General features: G+C 69.3%; 17 protein-coding genes. 9 read left to right on the top strand and 8 right to left on the bottom strand.

Annotated elements, in window-relative coordinates:
- Positions 1 to 16: 16 nt before the first annotated feature.
- Entirely contained in the window at positions 17 to 1,399 is a 1,383-nt protein-coding gene (locus tag ACFXJ8_RS20655) for an MFS transporter (RefSeq protein ID WP_379645530.1), read from the top strand.
- 486 nt (positions 1,400 to 1,885) lie between these two features.
- Here ACFXJ8_RS20655 and ACFXJ8_RS20650 read toward each other — a convergent pair whose 3' ends face one another.
- Together ACFXJ8_RS20650 and ACFXJ8_RS20645 are read right to left on the bottom strand one after the other, a co-directional pair.
- Positions 1,886 to 2,110 (bottom strand): DUF397 domain-containing protein, encoded by a 225-nt coding sequence (locus ACFXJ8_RS20650; RefSeq protein ID WP_379645529.1) that lies wholly within the window; start codon positions 2,108 to 2,110, stop codon positions 1,886 to 1,888.
- 55 nt (positions 2,111 to 2,165) lie between these two features.
- Positions 2,166 to 3,002 (bottom strand): helix-turn-helix domain-containing protein, encoded by an 837-nt coding sequence (locus ACFXJ8_RS20645; RefSeq protein ID WP_379645528.1) that lies wholly within the window; start codon positions 3,000 to 3,002, stop codon positions 2,166 to 2,168.
- A gap of 526 nt (positions 3,003 to 3,528) precedes the next feature.
- Here ACFXJ8_RS20645 and ACFXJ8_RS20640 point away from each other — a divergent pair.
- The 6 genes from ACFXJ8_RS20640 to ACFXJ8_RS20615 all read left to right on the top strand — a co-directional run bounded on the left by ACFXJ8_RS20640 (position 3,529) and on the right by ACFXJ8_RS20615 (position 9,082).
- Positions 3,529 to 3,762 (top strand): hypothetical protein, encoded by a 234-nt coding sequence (locus ACFXJ8_RS20640; protein ID WP_379645527.1) that lies wholly within the window; start codon positions 3,529 to 3,531, stop codon positions 3,760 to 3,762.
- A 1-nt stretch (position 3,763) separates the two neighbouring features.
- Positions 3,764 to 4,402 carry a hypothetical protein gene (locus ACFXJ8_RS20635; protein WP_379645526.1) on the top strand — a complete coding sequence of 213 codons (639 nt, stop codon included), beginning with the start codon at positions 3,764 to 3,766 and terminating at the stop codon, positions 4,400 to 4,402.
- 175 nt (positions 4,403 to 4,577) lie between these two features.
- On the top strand, positions 4,578 to 6,674 hold the full coding sequence (locus ACFXJ8_RS20630; protein ID WP_379645525.1) for a molybdopterin-dependent oxidoreductase: 2,097 nt from the start codon (positions 4,578 to 4,580) through the stop codon (positions 6,672 to 6,674).
- A gap of 24 nt (positions 6,675 to 6,698) precedes the next feature.
- On the top strand, positions 6,699 to 7,319 hold the full coding sequence (locus ACFXJ8_RS20625; protein WP_379645524.1) for an HD family hydrolase: 621 nt from the start codon (positions 6,699 to 6,701) through the stop codon (positions 7,317 to 7,319).
- 30 nt (positions 7,320 to 7,349) lie between these two features.
- A complete protein-coding gene (locus ACFXJ8_RS20620) occupies positions 7,350 to 8,234 on the top strand; it encodes a Rieske 2Fe-2S domain-containing protein (RefSeq protein ID WP_379645523.1) in 885 nt (294 codons plus the stop codon).
- A gap of 29 nt (positions 8,235 to 8,263) precedes the next feature.
- Complete coding sequence (locus ACFXJ8_RS20615) at positions 8,264 to 9,082, top strand: NAD(P)H-binding protein (RefSeq protein WP_379645522.1); 819 nt, start codon at positions 8,264 to 8,266, stop codon at positions 9,080 to 9,082.
- Here ACFXJ8_RS20615 and ACFXJ8_RS20610 read toward each other — a convergent pair.
- From ACFXJ8_RS20610 to ACFXJ8_RS20595, 4 genes are all read right to left on the bottom strand, one after another.
- Positions 9,061 to 9,348 (bottom strand): hypothetical protein, encoded by a 288-nt coding sequence (locus ACFXJ8_RS20610; protein ID WP_379645521.1) that lies wholly within the window; start codon positions 9,346 to 9,348, stop codon positions 9,061 to 9,063. The two genes, ACFXJ8_RS20615 and ACFXJ8_RS20610, sit on opposite strands and share 22 nt — an antisense overlap.
- 29 nt (positions 9,349 to 9,377) lie before the next feature.
- On the bottom strand, positions 9,378 to 10,133 hold the full coding sequence (locus ACFXJ8_RS20605; protein ID WP_379645520.1) for a sulfite exporter TauE/SafE family protein: 756 nt from the start codon (positions 10,131 to 10,133) through the stop codon (positions 9,378 to 9,380).
- 139 nt (positions 10,134 to 10,272) lie between these two features.
- Positions 10,273 to 11,481: a hypothetical protein gene (locus tag ACFXJ8_RS20600; RefSeq protein WP_379645519.1), complete on the bottom strand. Its 1,209-nt coding sequence runs from the start codon at positions 11,479 to 11,481 to the stop codon at positions 10,273 to 10,275.
- A 44-nt stretch (positions 11,482 to 11,525) separates the two neighbouring features.
- Positions 11,526 to 11,759, bottom strand: a complete 234-nt coding sequence (locus ACFXJ8_RS20595; RefSeq protein ID WP_379645518.1) for a hypothetical protein — start codon at positions 11,757 to 11,759, stop codon at positions 11,526 to 11,528.
- Positions 11,760 to 12,085: 326 nt separating this feature from the next.
- Between ACFXJ8_RS20595 and ACFXJ8_RS20590 the strand changes: the two genes are divergently transcribed.
- Positions 12,086 to 12,415 carry a hypothetical protein gene (locus ACFXJ8_RS20590; protein WP_379645517.1) on the top strand — a complete coding sequence of 110 codons (330 nt, stop codon included), beginning with the start codon at positions 12,086 to 12,088 and terminating at the stop codon, positions 12,413 to 12,415.
- A gap of 326 nt (positions 12,416 to 12,741) precedes the next feature.
- A complete protein-coding gene (locus ACFXJ8_RS20585; protein WP_379645516.1) occupies positions 12,742 to 13,065 on the top strand; it encodes an STAS domain-containing protein in 324 nt (107 codons plus the stop codon).
- Between the two features lie 10 nt (positions 13,066 to 13,075).
- Here ACFXJ8_RS20585 and ACFXJ8_RS20580 read toward each other — a convergent pair whose 3' ends face one another.
- Complete coding sequence (locus ACFXJ8_RS20580; RefSeq protein WP_379645515.1) at positions 13,076 to 13,672, bottom strand: hypothetical protein; 597 nt, start codon at positions 13,670 to 13,672, stop codon at positions 13,076 to 13,078.
- The gene (locus ACFXJ8_RS20575) at positions 13,669 to 15,060 is read right to left on the bottom strand and encodes a selenium-binding protein SBP56-related protein (RefSeq protein ID WP_379645514.1); all 1,392 of its coding nucleotides are present in this window, start codon (positions 15,058 to 15,060) and stop codon (positions 13,669 to 13,671) included. Before ACFXJ8_RS20575 ends, ACFXJ8_RS20580 begins: the two co-directional genes overlap by 4 nt.
- Positions 15,061 to 15,134 lie beyond the last annotated feature (74 nt).

Below are 15,134 nucleotides of genomic sequence, written 5' to 3'. Positions count from 1 at the left end.
ACAGCACCTTAGTAGGATGACCCAACCTTCGGCCACGACCAGGAGCAGCGGGATGCTCCTGTCCATCGTCCTGCTCGGGCAGTTCCTCGCCGTCCTGAACGTCAACATCGTCAACGTCGCCACCCCGACGATCGAGGCCGACCTGCACTCCTCGGGCGCGGGGCTGCAGATGATCGTGGCCGGCTACACGATCACCTATGCCGTCCTGTTGATCACCGGTGCCAGGGTCGGCGACCTGTTCGGCTATCGCAACACCTTCCTGACCGGTCTGGCGCTGTTCACGGTGACCACGCTCGGCTGCGGGCTCGCGCCGTCGACCGGCGTGCTGATCGCCTTCCGCTTCGCGCAGGGCGCCGGAGCGGCGCTCATGATGCCGCAGGTGCTGACGCTGATCCAGCGCAGCTACCAGGGAGAGGCGCGCGGCAGGGCGCTGGGGCTCTGGTCGGCGGTGGTGAGCGGCGGCATCGTCGTCGGCCAGGCGCTCGGCGGGATCCTGCTCGGGTTCGGCGCGGGCTGGCGGATCGTGTTCCTGGTGCTCGTGCCGATCGGGGCGGTGCTGCTCGTCGCGGGGCTACGGGTGCTCCCCGCCGACGCCGGCGGCGGCAGGGCAGGGCTGGACCCGCTCGGGCTCGTCACGCTGTCCTCGGCGGTGTTGCTGGTCATCGTGCCGCTGGTGCTCGGCCGTGATCTCGGCTGGCCGCTGTGGGGATGGGTGTCGATGGCGGCGGGCCTGGCGGTCTTCGCGCTCTTCGTCCGCGTGGAGCGCTGGGTGACCGCCCGTGGCGGCCGCCCGCTGGTGGACGCCAGGGTGCTGCGCGCGCCCGGCATGCGGCCCGGCCTCGCGGTGCTGCTGTTCGGGCCCGCCACCTGGGGCGCCTTCCTGTTCACCTCGGCCCTGCACCTGCAGGGGGAACTGCACCTGACGCCGCTGATGTCGGGACTGATGCTCGTGCCGTGCGCGCTGGCCTTCGCCGCCGTCGGGCTGGCGTGGCCCAAGCTGCCGCAACGGCTGCAGCGCTCGCTCGTGCCCTTCGGGTACGTCGTCGCGGCCCCCGCCTACCTCGGCCTGGCCGCCGCCTCGGGGGGCGGCCTGCCGTACGCGGTGCTCAGCGCGCTGATCGGCGCGGGCCTCGGCGTGCAGATCGCGGTGACCAACATGGCCACCCAGCAGGTCGACGCCGCCTACGCGGCCGACGCCAGCGGCGCGCTGCTCACGGTCATGCAGCTGGGTCAGGTGATCGGCGTGGCCACGGTCGGGACGCTGTTCATCTCGCTCATGCAGGGCGGCACCGGGCAGGCGTCGCTCGGGACGGCGGTCGCTTTGGCGGCGCTTGCCGTACTCGCCGGGTTGAGCTCGGTCTTCCTCATCCGCCCGAAGATCCCCCAGACACAGACCTGAGCGATTCCACCCTTCACGGGGCGTGAGCCTTTTCGGCTTACGACACGTGTGTCACGGTATACGCATGCGCGCCGCCTTTCGTCGAAGCGTCCGGCCGCTGGCCCCCATTCTCGTGACGCTGGTCGTTCTCGGTGTCCTCGCCGCGACGCGGTCCGCGGGCGGAGTTCCATCAGATCATCGATGTTGCATGGGAGGAAGTGCGTGACGCCTCGGGGCCTGCCACGTCCCACGCAGAGGGGGCGCCCGCGCGCGACACCAGGTCGCTGGGGTGGGGAGCGGCGGTGCTCGCCGCGGCCATCGTCGCCGGGGTTTTGGGGAGTAGGCGGAAACGACACCCGGGTGCCTGACCGGAATGATCAACGTGCGATGATATGAAGATCTTCAGGCTCGACTTCGCGACGAGCAGACAAGAGATCGAGGACGCCGGATCGAGGCGTCTTCCGAACGGCCCTGAGGGTTGTGCCACCAACCTGCCAGGGCCGTTCTTTATGCGGACGCGCCCAAGGCCACGAGGTCGAACTCGCCGTCGCGGACTCCGGCGGTGAAAGCGGTCCACTCGTCCTGCGTGAAGACCAGCACCGGCCCGTCCTCGTCCTTGCTGTCCCTGAGGGCCACGTTGCCGTCCGCCAGCTGGGCGAACTCGACGCAAGCCGCAGCGCCATTGCAGAACCGGCTCTTGCGCCAGTCTGCCCTGGTTGTCTCGATGTGCATTTTCTCCCCAAATGGGCGAAGGGGCGCCATTGCCCCTATTTGCTCTGGATAGCCGTCAACGCCGCCACATCATCGCCTTGCGTTGGATGAGCACGCGTGACTCGTCCTCATCGAGCGCTTCGGACCTGATGTGGTCGAAGGCGGTTTCATATCCAGCCACAAGCTCGAGGTCTTCGACGAACCGTGCACCGTAGAGCGACTCCAGGTATACAACGTCGTCGAACGCCGCGAACCGCAGATGGATAAAGGCTCCCGTGTTGACCGGATGAGTCGATTCAAGGGTCAGGACACGGACACTTACCTGCGGAAGCAGGGAGACCTCCAGGAGATGCTCCATCTGTTCCCGCATTACCGAGGGTTCCCCGAAACGGCGCATCAAGACCGACTCGTCCAGCATCACGCAGAGCGTGGGAGGATCGGGCCGGTGCAGGACGCGCTGCTGCCGGTCGAGGCGGGCCTCGACCCTGCTGCGAACACCGCTGTGCGTGATTCGCGCGATGCCGCGGGTGGCCAGGATGACTTCCCTGGCATAGTCCTCGGTTTGGAGGAGGCCCGGCACGATCTGGGGTTCCCAGTCTCGCTGGTCGATGGCCTCCGCTTCCAGTCCGAGCAGTCTTGTGTACTCCTCGGGCAGGACGTCTTCGTAATCTTCCCACCAGCCGCGCTGATCCGCGTCACGCAACAGGCCAAGGAGTTCAACGATCTTCTCGTCGTCGGCCTGGTAGAGCTCCGCCATCGCCTTGATGTCCGCCTCGCTCGGTTTGGTCTTGGCCGCCTCGATCCTGCTCACCTTGCTCGGCGACCAGCCCAGCCCGCTCGCCGCCCTGGCGCCCGTCATGTTCCTGCGCTCGCGCAGCTGCCGCAGCTCCTGGCCGAGTTTGAGCCTGCGCACCGTCGGGCTGCTCTGCTCTGCTGGCACCCGTCCGCTCTCCTCACCGGGAACGACAAATGTGATGGAGACCGTGCAAGTTGCACGGGGACTCGCACGAAGACTTGCCACAAGGCTTCCACGGGAGGACCGTGGGGGCAAGAGAAAAGCTTTCTCTGCCGGGGTGTTGCGTGCAAGTTGCACATACTCGTGCGCCGCATCTCCCAGCGGGAATTGCGAAGAAATTTGAATTTTCTTCCGCCGAAGCTATTGCCGCGGCCAGGTCACGGGAGGACGATCGGGCCAGGAAGGCGAAGTGGCGATCCGCTGAGGGGGCCTTCCGCTGACGATTCAAGCGCGGCCGGCACGGCCGCCCCTTCCGGCAACGGCGCCGTCCACATAAAGGCGACACAGGAAATCAGCACGAAGCCGGACCGACGCTGATCCCGAATCGTCACTGCGACGGGCTGCCACCCGGGTGACGGTCGAGCTGTCAGCGCCCGGCCCGGCCAAGAAGTCCACCTCAAGAACGCCGCGAAAGGGGTCTTCTATGTACTCACAAGGTACCAAGGGGCTCAGCCGAATCAAGTCCCTGATCCGGGGACTGGTCGCAGGGTGGATCGCGCGGGCCGACAGGGACATCTGCATGGAGCCCGACGAGTTCGCCCACCGGCGTGGCTGGACCGTCAGCCGCACGGGTTTCGGCTCCCGCCTGTACCGCGACTCGAGGTTCGACCAGCTCAAGGTGCCGGGCACCTCGCTCGTCCCAGAGGAGGTGTCGTGAAATGTCGCGCAATCCTCGGCACCAGGTCCACCCGTCCGTCGCCGACCTACCGGCCGTCGACCGGCCCGGCCTGCTGACCAGGCTCTGGCGGATGCGCACCGAACTGTTGCTCGCCGCCGGGATCGTCGTGGTCGTGGCTGGCGCGCTCGGGGGCGGGCGCTGGGTTCCGTTCATCGCGCTCACCAGCGCGATCTCGGTGCCCGCTGCCACCCGCGTGGGCCGCAACTGGCTGGTCGCGCACGCGTGGTGCGTCGCCTCCAGGCACCGCCTCCAGCGGGTCTGCATGGAGACGACCATGCACACCCGCGCGGGAAGGATCCCGCTCATCCTGTGGATCACGCCCACGGCCACCGGCGAGAAGGCGCTGGTGCTCACCAGGGCAGGCATCTGCGCGGAGGACTTCGAGGCCTTCGCGGGGGAGATCGAGGCGGCCTGCTTCGCGCGGGAGGTCAGGATCCACCGGCACCGCAGGTGGGCGCACCTGGTGATCGTGGAGATCGTCAGGCGCGAGGCGACCGTCGGCGCGGTGAGTCCCGGCCTGGAGCGGCTGTACGGCAGGAGCGGCTGGGTCGCGCTGCGATCCACCCGCGCCGACATCGAGGAGCCACCCGATACCGCGAAACTGCTCGTCGCCGCCTGAGCCGACGAGAGCCGCCTGAACCACCGAAGAGCCGCCGGAACCGCCGAAGGCCATCCAGGGGAGGGGGCCGGGGTTTTCGAGAGTCGAGATGCTCCCGAAGACCCCGGCCCTCGGGCCTTCCCACGGCCTGCCGTACGGGACAAGATGAGTTCGGATCACGAACCCAGGAGTGGCGATGACGACCGCGCACCGCACCTGTCCCCTCTGCGAGGCCGTCTGCGGCCTGACGCTCACCATCGACGAGGGCGGCCACGTCACCAGCGTGAAGGGCGACAGGGACGACCCGTTCAGCAAGGGATTCATCTGCCCCAAGGGCGCCAGCCTCGGCCGCCTGGACGAGGACCCCGACCGCCTCACCAAGCCGCTGGTCCGCGAGGGCGACCAGTGGCGCGAGGTGACGTGGGCGGAGGCGTTCGACACCGTCGCCCGCGCCCTCGCGACCGTGCGGGACCGCCAGACGATCGCCGTCTACCTCGGCAACCCCAACGCCCACACGATGGCGGGCGCGCTCTACAGCACACCACTGGTCAGAGCGCTCGGCACCAGGAACGTCTACTCCGCCGGCACCGCCGACCAGATGCCCAAGCACGTGGCCAGCGGACTGATGTTCGGGCACCCGCTGCGCATCCCCGTCCCCGACCTGGACCGCACCGACTACCTGCTGATGCTCGGCGCCAACCCGCTGGAGTCGAACGGGTCGCTGTGCACGGCGCCCGACTTCCCCGGCAGGCTGAAGGCGATCAGGCGGCGCGGCGGCAGGGTGGTCGTGGTCGATCCGCGCCGCACCAGGACCGCGACCCTGGCCGACGAGCACGTGTTCGTACGGCCGGGCGCCGACGCCTACCTGCTGTTCGGCCTGGTCCACACGCTGTTCGCCGAAGGGCTGACCACGGTGTCGGGCGAGGTCAACGGCCTGGAGGAGGTCAGGCAGGCGGCCGAGCACTTCTCCCCCGAGGTGGTCGCCGGCCGTACCGGCGTGCCCGCGGAGACGATCGTCAGGCTGGCCCGCGAGCTGGCCGCGGCGCCCTCCGCCGCCGTCTACGGGCGGATCGGCACCTGCACCCAGGAGTTCGGCACGCTGACCCAGTGGCTGGTCGACGTGCTGAACACGCTGACGGGCAACCTCGACAGGCCGGGCGGGGCGATGTTCCCGATGGCGGCGACCGAGGCGCCGAACACCCGCAAGCCGTACACGACCGGCAGGTGGAAGAGCAGGGTGCGCGGCCTGCCCGAGGCCAACGGCGAACTGCCCGTGGCGACGCTGGCCGACGAGATCGAGACGCCGGGCGAGGGCCAGGTGCGCTTCCTGGTGACGGTGGCGGGCAACCCGGTGCTGTCGGCGCCGAACGGGCCGCGGCTGGACAGGGCGTTCGAGCGGCTCGACTTCATGGTCAGCGTGGATCCCTATCTGAACGAGACGACCAGGCACGCGAACGTGATCCTGCCGCCCCCGCGGGTGCTGCAGTCGGGGCACTTCGACTTCGCGCTGCTCGGGTTCGCGGTGCGCAACTACGCGCGCTACTCGCCGCCGGTCCTTCCGCTGGGCGAGCGGCCGTCGGAGTCGGAGATCATGGCGCGGCTCGCGATGATCGCCTCGGGGCTCGACGGCGACCTGGACGAGTTCATCATCGACCAGACGCTCCAGAAGGCAGGCGTGGAATTCCAGCTCGACGGGGAGACGGGAGCGGAGCGCAGGCTCGACCTGATGCTGCGCCTCGGGCCGTACGGGCTGTCGCTGGCCAAGCTGCGCGAGAACCCGCACGGGCTCGACCTCGGCGCGCTGGAGCCCCGGCTGCCCGGCGCCCTCCGCACCGCCTCGGGACGGGTCGAGCTGGCGCCCCCGCAGCTCATGGAGGACGTCGAGCGGCTGAAGGCGCGGCTGGAGCACACACCGCCCGAGATGGTGCTGATCGGCCGCCGCCACCTGCGCTCCAACAACAGCTGGATGCACAACGTCGGCCCGCTGGTCGGCGGCAGCAACAGGTGCACGCTGCAGATCCACCCCGCCGACGTGGAACGGCTCGGCCTGGACGGCCAGGCGGTGCTCACCTCGGCCACGGGCCGGATCACGGTCACGCTGGAGCCCACGGACACGATCATGCAGGGAGTGGTCAGCCTCCCGCACGGCTGGGGCCACGCGGACAGCACGCAGTCGGTTGCCACCAAGCATCCCGGCGTCAACGCGAACACGCTGACCGACGACGCCGTGATCGACGTCCCGTCGGGGAACGCCGTGTTCAACGGGGTTCCCGTCACCGTCGAGGCGCTGTGACGCGGTCGACCGGACGTGTCGGTCATGAATAGGGTGTCGCGCGTGACTAGCGCCCCGGAAGAGGACCGACTGAACACCCAGATCGCCTTCGCTCTGGAGATCGACAAGCTGAAGAGAGTGATCCGCCGCAACAGCCTCATGGACGGCTCGCGGCGGGAGAACGACGCCGAGCACTCCTGGTACGTCGGCATGCTGGCGATGATCCTCGGCGAGCACGCGCCGCCCGGCACGGACATCCAGCGCGTGGTCGCCATGCTCCTCGTGCACGACCTGGTGGAGATCGACGCGGGCGACGTCTTCATTTACGACGCGGTGGCCGTGGCGGCGCAGGCCGAGGCCGAGCGCGCCGCCGCCGACCGGATCTTCGCGCTGCTCCCCTCTGACCAGGCGACCCAGTTCAGGGAGCTGTGGGAGGAGTTCGAGGCGCGGGAGACGGTGGAGGCGCGCTTCGCCAAGGCGCTCGACCGGTTCGCCCCGATCCTGGCCAACCACCAGACCGAGGGCGGCACGTGGCCGCTGTTCAAGGTGCGCGCCGACCAGGTGCGCGAGAAGGTGAAGCTCATCGAGGAGGGGTCGGCCTCGCTCGGCGCCTACGCCTACGAGTTGGTCGACCTGTCGGTCCGCCGAGGTCACCTGTCCGAGTGATCCCCTTATCGTGGGGGTAGGGGTCCGGTCGTGAAGGAGAAAGTCAGGCTGGCTGGACCGGTCGATCTCGCCGACAGGCTCGAGAAGAGCAGGTCGATGGACCGGCCGATCAGAACGCTGGCGAAAGCCGTACGCGAGAAGATCGGGCCGGGCACGCTGCGCGACTGGCTGCACGGTGTGCCCACGGGCAAGCCGCTGCACCCGCCGCTGGCGACCGTGGCGCTCGGCTGCTGGGTGTCGGCGACCCTGCTCGACTTCGCCAAGACCGACCCGCGCGCCTCGCGGACGCTGATCGCCGCCGGGCTCGGCGGCGCGCTGCCGACGGCCGCCGCCGGGCTGACCGACTGGTCCTCGCTCCATCTCGAGCAGCAGCGGGTGGGGTTCGTCCACATGCTGGTGAACCTGAGCGCGGTGGGGCTCTTCTCCGGATCCCTCATGCTCAGGCTGGCGGGCCGGGAGGGCGGCGGCCGAGCGATGTCGCTCCTGGGGCTCGGCGCCGCCGCCGTCGGCGGCTACCTCGGCGGCCACATGGCCTACCGGCAGGCGGCCGGCGCCAACCACGCCGAGCAGGTCACGCACCTGGTGCCGCTCGGCTGGCACGACCTGTGCAGGATCGATGACCTGCCCGCGGGCCGGCCGGTGGCCCGCAGGCTCGGCTACATCCAGCTGTTCGTGATGCGTCACGCCAGCGGCGTGACGGTGCTCGCCGACCAGTGCTCGCATCTGGCGGGTCCGCTCCACCAGGGCAGGGTCGTGATGGAGAACGGCGTGCCGTGCGTGGTCTGCCCCTGGCACGGCAGCACGTTCAGGCTGGTCGACGGCTCGGTCGCGCACGGCCCCGCCACCGCGCCCGCGCCCACCTTCGAGACGCGGGTCAGGGAGGACGGCACCGTCCAGGTGCGCCCCTTGACTTAAACCTTCGTTTAACTCTTACAGTCGTTCCCATGATTCTCGTCACCGGAGCGACCGGCAACGTCGGCCGCCAAGCAGTCAGTCAGCTCGTCGCCGCGGGCGCCCAGGTCAGGGCGCTCGTCAGGAACCCCGCCAAGGCGGCCTTCCCCGAGGGCGTCGAGGTCGTCAAGGGCGACCTCACCGACCCCTCCTCGCTGGCTCCGGCCCTCGAAGGGGTCGAGAAGGTCTTCCTCATCTGGCCAGGCTTCGCCGCCGAGACCGCCGCCAAGGTGGTCGACCTCGTCGCCGAGCACGCTCGCGGCATCGTCTACCTGTCAGCGAACCTGCCCGAGGACTCCACGATGTTCCACAAGGACGTCGAGCGCCTCATCCAGGCCTCTCCGCTGGAGTGGACGTTCCTGCGCCCCGGCGGGTTCGCGGCCAACACGCTCGGCTGGGCCGAGCAGGTCCGCGGCGGGAGCGTCCGCTGGGTGTACGGCGCGGGGGCCCGCTCGCTGATCCACGAGGCCGACATCGCCGCTGTCGCGGTGAAGGCGCTGCTGTCGGACGAGCTCGTCGGTCAGGCTCCCGTGCTCAGCGGCCCCGCCACCGTCACGCAGGCCGAACAGGTGCGCATCATCGGCGCGGCCGTGGGACGCGAGGTGCGGTGGGAGGAGATGCCGCCCGAGGAGGCCGTGGCGGAGATGGCCGCCATGTGGGGCGATCCCGACTTGGCGAGGGAGGCGGTCGAGGCCTGGGGCGAGTTCGTCACCGCTCCCGAGAAGGTCACGGACGCGGTCGAGCGGCTGACGGGCCGCCCGGCCAGGTCATTCGAGGAGTGGGCGGCCGATCACGCGGCCGACTTCCGCTGACCCTGTTGGCCCGCGGGACGTTGACCCGCGGGGCGTTGGTCTCTGGGGCGGGGTGCGTCGGCGGGGTGCTCGACGAGGGCGAGGATTCTGCTGGACATGAAGCGCGCGGTGCGTACGGCCGTGCCGCTTCGGGTCACCTCGCTCACTTCGACCAGGCCGCGTCTGGTGGCGACCTCGACGCGCCTGCCCGCTTTGGTGGCGATCACTTCGTAGGTGCGCGGGGTGCCTCCCGCGTCGATCACGATCTCAACCCGGTCACCCTTCATGCCCCGATTTATACCCATTTACCTGGGATTTATCCGTACACCAGTTTGATGATGGCGACGATTCCCACGCACACGATGAACGCCCGCAGCACCGGCGCGGGCAGCTTGCGGCCCACCTTCGCGCCCAGGAAACCGCCCAGCGTCGCGCCGAGCGCCACCATCAGCACCGCCCACCAGTCCACCGGCGCGATGAGCGTGAACAGGACGGCCGCCGTCGCGTTGACGATCAGGGACAGGACGTTCTTGGCGGCGTTGACCCGCTGCAGGTCCTCGGTCAGGAAAGCGCCGAGCAGGCCGATGAGCAGCACCCCCTGGGCGGCGCCGAAGTAGCCGCCGTAGACGCCCGCGCCGAACACCCCCAGCCACATCAGCGGGCCGCCGTCGGGGTGGGCGTGTTCGCGCCGGGCGGCCAGCCAGCCGTTCAGCCTGGGCTGCAGGACCACCAGGACGCAGGCGATCGCGATCAGGACGGGGACGACGATCTGGAAGACGTCGGGGTCGAGGATCAGCAGGAGCAGGCCGCCGAGCAGGGAGCCGAGCGCCGAGCCCGTGCCCAGCTTGACGAGGCGGTCGCGCTGGCCCTTGAGCTCGGCGCGGTACCCGTACGCGCCGGTGAAGGAGCCGGGGACCAGGCCGATGTTGTTGGAGACGTTGGCCGTGACGGGGTCGACGCCTACGGCCACCAGCGTGGGAAAGGTGATCAGCGACCCCGACCCGACGACGGCGTTGATGGCCCCGGCTGCGACTCCGGCCGCGCAGATCGCGACCGCCTCCCACGGCGACAAGTTCCCGGCCCCTTTCGTATTCCGTATGCACTTGCCGCCCGAGCCTAGAGGCCGCCGCTCACCTGCTGCTCTCCGGGGTCGCCAACGTGCGACCCGCTCCTCCGAGAGGCCGGGGACCGGAGGAGGGATCGTGGAGTGACTACACCAGGACGCGTCTGGCCCGGGTCGCCTGGCGCGGGATCCGGACTCTGGCCAGTTCGCGCAGCGCGCGCGACGCGCCGGTCCGCCTGGCCAGGATCAGCGCCTGACGGGCCGTTTCGACCGACCGCTCGCGCTCATGGGCGTCGGCGTACGCGTGGGCCATGCGCGCCAGGGCGTAGGCGGCGGCATACGTCGAGGGCGCCTGCGGCGGCTGGTGTTCCAGGATGTCCAGCGCGCCCCTGGCCCGGCCGAGATCGACCAGGCACCCGGCGCACAGGGTGTTGTGGGCCTCGGCCGAACAGTCGAACCGGTAGGGCGGGTCGTCGCCGGGTTCGGCGAGCGACTGCGCGGATTCTTCCAGCCGGCGGTGGCACATGTCGTGGTCACCGGCCAGGGCGTGACCCTGCGCCTCATGGTGCCGGGCCAGGGCGTCCACGCGCGGAGGGAGGTGGCCGCGTTCGCGGGCGGCGACGGCGAGCGCGACGAGCTGGGCGGGATCGCCCGGGGTGTCGGACAGGCCGCCCCGCTGGGCGAGCGTGTATGCCTCGAGCAGCGTGTCCGCAGCTTCACGCGCGTCGCGGATGGCCTCGTCCGACCACGTCAGCGCGCCGTACGGGTCGCCCGCCTCGTGGTGCATGCGGCTGATCAGCTCCGCGTTCTCCGCCGCGAGCAGCAGGAAAGCGCGCCTGACCGGCGAGCCTGCATCGCGGTGGAATACCTCGATCCCGGCGAAGACCGGCCGCAGGACGTTGATCAGGTCGGCGGGCCGGAGATCGGTGCGGGTGTAGGCGTCGAGGATGGTTCTGAAGTAGCCGATCGTTTCGTCGTCGGCCCGCTGGGGCGCCTCGATCGCCCGGCCGGTGCGTTCCTCCTCCTCGGCGGTGAACATCCCCGGCATCAGCGGGATGCCCGTCAGGTAGTGCCACAGGGTGGTGCCGACCTCGGTCGCGTCACCGACGAACAGCTCCGTCTCGTCCACACCGAACGCCCGGCAGAGCAGCTCCGCGTACCTCTCGTCGGGACGCTGCTCTCCGGCCTCCCAGAGCTCGATCATCCGGGTGAGCGTGTCGAGTGAGGGCAGCCGATCGCGTGAGGTCTCGTCCGCCGCGTCGGCCAGCCGTTTCCCGAGCTCCGTGCGACTCCACAGGCGCGCGCGGCGCAGGACCCGCAGCCGGGCGGCCCAGATCGGAACGTCGATGGCAACCATGGGCACATCCCATCGTCCGAGTGGTTTGTGGGTATTTGTCCCGATTATCCGTTATCTGGGGCCGTCTCGCCATGGGGCCGTTCCAGCCTCTCCACCCGGCGGAGGAACCCGCGCACACCCAGGAAGTCGGCGAGCGACTGACGGTGCTCCTCGCAGGCCACCCACAGCTTCTCCCGCTCAGGCGGGTGGATCTTCGGGTTGTTCCAGACCAGCGCGTACACCGCCGGAGCCCGGCACCCCTTCGCCGAACAGACCGCCTGCTCGCTCACGGGGTTCACTCTTTCACAACCTTTGGCGGAAGCTGGAGGCCCGGTGAGCAGGCGATCGTATCCTGGCCAGTGATCGGTCGGTGAAGGGTAGTCACTCCTCCTCGGGACGGCGCCTGCGAGTCCGGCGGCCGGGCGTGACCACACGATCGTCATTCCCTACGACAACGGCATCCGCATCCAGCTCGTCTCCCAGCCCTGACGTCTCCGGTGGACGGGCCGGAAACCCTTTCCTGATTTTCCTCGGCCAAATTCACGTTATATATATTTAGTTGCTAATCAACGAGGGGCGTACAATACGTATGGAGTTCCACCCTCTCGCCGAAAACCTCTCTCGCGTGGAAGAAACCAGCCGCGCGATCGTTCGTTTCCGCCGATCCGAGGAGGCATACGGGATGGCTGAGGCGTGGAGAGGAGGCGGCCCGATGGCCGCGATGAAGGTGTGGCGTGACCTGCTGGCCGACCTGCCGGGCACCCCTCAGCGGGTGACGGTTCACCTCCTGGGCGGTCAGTCGCTCAAGGGCGTCGTCGTCGAATTCGACCGCGTCAACGAAGTCGTCGTTCTCGACGAATACGCACAGGGTTCCGCCGTGACGAGACACGAATCCCCTGTGCACACGATTGCGCTGTCGGCGGTCCAAGCCGTCACGGTCCACAAGCACGAATAGCCCGGTCAGCTCGGCAGTGGGGTAGGCTGAACGCACCGAGGACACTTCGCACGTTGGCATTCAGGTCGGCGTCGCCCACGGCGATAGACCATTCGCGGCTCCTTCGGGGAGCGCGGGCAGGCCGGGCAGCCATGACGCCGACACTTCTCTTTCACGCCAACCCGCCGGGTGATCCTCCTCCCATAACACCGCCGCCGAACCGCGTGAACGTGACCACACGCCGCCCCGCCGACCGGACCGAGCGGTGCCGACACCGCCGTCCAACGGCTGACCGACCACCGGTCGGCAGGCGTTTCCTTTCTTCTCTTCTCCGATCGGAGAACCTCATGACCGTCATCGACGCATCCCCGCTCGGCAGGGCCGGACCATCGGCACCCACGACCGTTCACCTGTCCGGCGAGATCGACATCTTCACCAGCAAGGCGCTCCGCCTGAAACTGCTGGGTGCGCTGCGCCACAGCACGAGCCTGCTCGTCCTCGACCTGTCGCAGGTGTCGTTCTGCGACGCCACCGGCCTGGCCGTCATGGTCGGCATTCAGCGCCGCGCGCGAGCGCAGGGCATCACGCTCGCCTTGACCGCTCCCCGCCCGTACATGTCGCGGCTGCTGCACATCACCGGTCTGGACCGCAGCCTGCCGATGGTGGGCTGACCAAACGTGGTCACCCGGCGATCGGCTGGGCGAGCGTGATGAGGCCCGCGCCGATGAGGGCCGCCGCCCACATCCGGTCCACGTTGAACCAGGCCCGGCGCAGGAAGGTGAGCCCGGCCACCTCGTAGACGACCACCGCGACGGTGCCCGCCACCGCGAACATGGCCAGCGTGTGGATGGCGGCCACGCCCAGCCCGCCCGTGATCGCGTGGCCCCTGTGCAGTCCGGTGAAGACCGGCATCAGCATCAGTCCTGCGCCGTGGGCCGACGACATCAGGAACGACCAGGCGGCGAGCTGGGGCAGCGACAGTCGCATGCCCACCCAGCGGAAGTGCCGCTTGGACAGCAGCCGCCACAGTCCGAACCCGACCAGCAGCACTCCCCCGGCGACCGCCAGCACCGTGCCGGTGACCAGCGAGCCGGTGGCGCCGACGACGAGCGCGACCAGCGCCACCGACGCCAGGTGCCCGGCTGCGATCACGGGGATCGACTGGAGGAGCTGGTCCCTGCTGCGTTCCTGCAGGCCGCGCGCCACGGCGAAGAGCCAGCCCATGGCCGGGTTGAGGCCGTGGAAGGCGCCCAGCAGGATCACCGCCGCGATCGTCATGGATAGCAGTAGGAGTCGGAGGAGGCGTCACCGCCCTGCAGCCGTACCTGGTGGGGGCGCAGGCCGCGGAAGTCGTCACCGTGCGGGAAGAAGCGCTCGTCGAACGTGAACGAGCCGGTGTCGATGTTCGCCATCCAAGCGCCGACGCCTTCGGGGTAGAACTGGTCGTCCCAGACCCCGTAGAGGGAGTTGGTGACGTAGACGCGCCGCCCGTCGCGGCTGATCTCGACCATCTGCGGGCCGCCGCGCAGGGGCAGGTCGGGAGCGGCGGGGTGGGCCGCCTGCCGTACGATGCCGCCGATCTTGAGCGAGGCGGTCTCGACGGGGTGGAAGGGGTCGGAGACGTCGAACTTCTTGATCTCGCCGGTGCCCCAGCAGGAGACGTACAGGGACGTGTCGTCGACCGACAGGTCGATGTCGGTGATCAGCGGCGGCACCGCGCCGAACGGCTTCAGTACCGGCGGCAGGTCGTCGGGATTGGCAGGCTCGGCGGGGATCTCGATCACCTTGCGCGCCTGCCAGCGGCCGTCCTCGTCGAACCAAAGCCAGACCGAGGCCGACAGGTCCTCCACGCTGACGGCCACGGAGGCGAAGCCGTACGTCTTCGTCGGGTCGTGCGCGGGGCGCAGCTCCAACGTGAGCTGGTGCTGGTCGCCGAGATCGACCTCCTGCACGTGGCGGCGTTTGCGCAGGTCCCAGAAGTGCAGCCGGTGACCGTACTTCCGGCCCAGCAGCAGCTCCCCCACCAGGCCGTTCTCGACCATCGACGGGGTGCCCCACTCGGAGCTGATGAGCACGTCGTGGCTGATGTGCCACCAGAAGTCGTAGGCGAGATACTGCGGCCCGCGATCGACCTCCCACCGGCCGAGCACCTCGAAGGAGTTGTGGTCGAGGATCGCGATGCCGCCCGGCCCTTCCTGGCCGTCGGCCCCGCCCAGCGCGGAGACGTAGATGCCCTCGGGGCCGCAGTGCACGGTGTGCGGACGCGAGTATCCGGCGCGTCCGGCCAGTTCCTCGGGCTCGATCGTCTTCACGATCTCCGGGCTGACCCGGTCCTTGGTGTCGAGGATGTAGATCCGCGACGAGCGCAACCCGGGGACGACCAGGAATCGGCGCTCGACGTGCGGGTGCGGCGCATAGGGGCACAGCGCGCTGCTGCAGGCGTTCCACCCGAAGTGGTGCAACTCATCACCGGTGTACGGCAGGTCGGTCCAGCCGACGACCGTGCCGTAGTCGGCGGAGCCCGGATCGGTGTCCAGTACGGCTATCGCATCCGGCCTGGCGGCCGAGGGGTCCAGGGTCGCGACGTAGGCGAGCCGTTCGGGAGGGGCGTTCGCGGCGGCCCGAGGCGATGGGTAGAAGGTCGGGTCAGGAGTCCAGAGAGCCATTACTCCAGCGTCCCTCCATTCCCTGGTTGACCAGGTAAATTTCTCGTCTGGACGGGTCGCGATCGCACGGCCGA

This window comes from Nonomuraea sp. NPDC059194, assembly GCF_042754765.1.
GTDB lineage: Bacteria > Actinomycetota > Actinomycetes > Streptosporangiales > Streptosporangiaceae > Nonomuraea.
Note: the sequence above shows the minus strand (reverse complement) of the source record. Positions and strands in the feature narration are given on the sequence as shown.

Coding starts and splice junctions, on each gene's coding strand:
- ACFXJ8_RS20635 (WP_379645526.1), top strand. CDS start 3,764: ATGTCGCGCAATCCTCGGCACCAGGTCCACCCGTCCGTCGCCGACCTA.
- ACFXJ8_RS20650 (WP_379645529.1), bottom strand. CDS start 2,110: ATGCACATCGAGACAACCAGGGCAGACTGGCGCAAGAGCCGGTTCTGC.
- ACFXJ8_RS20615 (WP_379645522.1), top strand. CDS start 8,264: ATGATTCTCGTCACCGGAGCGACCGGCAACGTCGGCCGCCAAGCAGTC.
- ACFXJ8_RS20600 (WP_379645519.1), bottom strand. CDS start 11,481: ATGGTTGCCATCGACGTTCCGATCTGGGCCGCCCGGCTGCGGGTCCTG.
- ACFXJ8_RS20575 (WP_379645514.1), bottom strand. CDS start 15,060: ATGGCTCTCTGGACTCCTGACCCGACCTTCTACCCATCGCCTCGGGCC.
- ACFXJ8_RS20630 (WP_379645525.1), top strand. CDS start 4,578: ATGACGACCGCGCACCGCACCTGTCCCCTCTGCGAGGCCGTCTGCGGC.
- ACFXJ8_RS20640 (WP_379645527.1), top strand. CDS start 3,529: ATGTACTCACAAGGTACCAAGGGGCTCAGCCGAATCAAGTCCCTGATC.
- ACFXJ8_RS20655 (WP_379645530.1), top strand. CDS start 17: ATGACCCAACCTTCGGCCACGACCAGGAGCAGCGGGATGCTCCTGTCC.
- ACFXJ8_RS20580 (WP_379645515.1), bottom strand. CDS start 13,672: ATGACGATCGCGGCGGTGATCCTGCTGGGCGCCTTCCACGGCCTCAAC.
- ACFXJ8_RS20585 (WP_379645516.1), top strand. CDS start 12,742: ATGACCGTCATCGACGCATCCCCGCTCGGCAGGGCCGGACCATCGGCA.
- ACFXJ8_RS20625 (WP_379645524.1), top strand. CDS start 6,699: ATGAATAGGGTGTCGCGCGTGACTAGCGCCCCGGAAGAGGACCGACTG.
- ACFXJ8_RS20610 (WP_379645521.1), bottom strand. CDS start 9,348: ATGAAGGGTGACCGGGTTGAGATCGTGATCGACGCGGGAGGCACCCCG.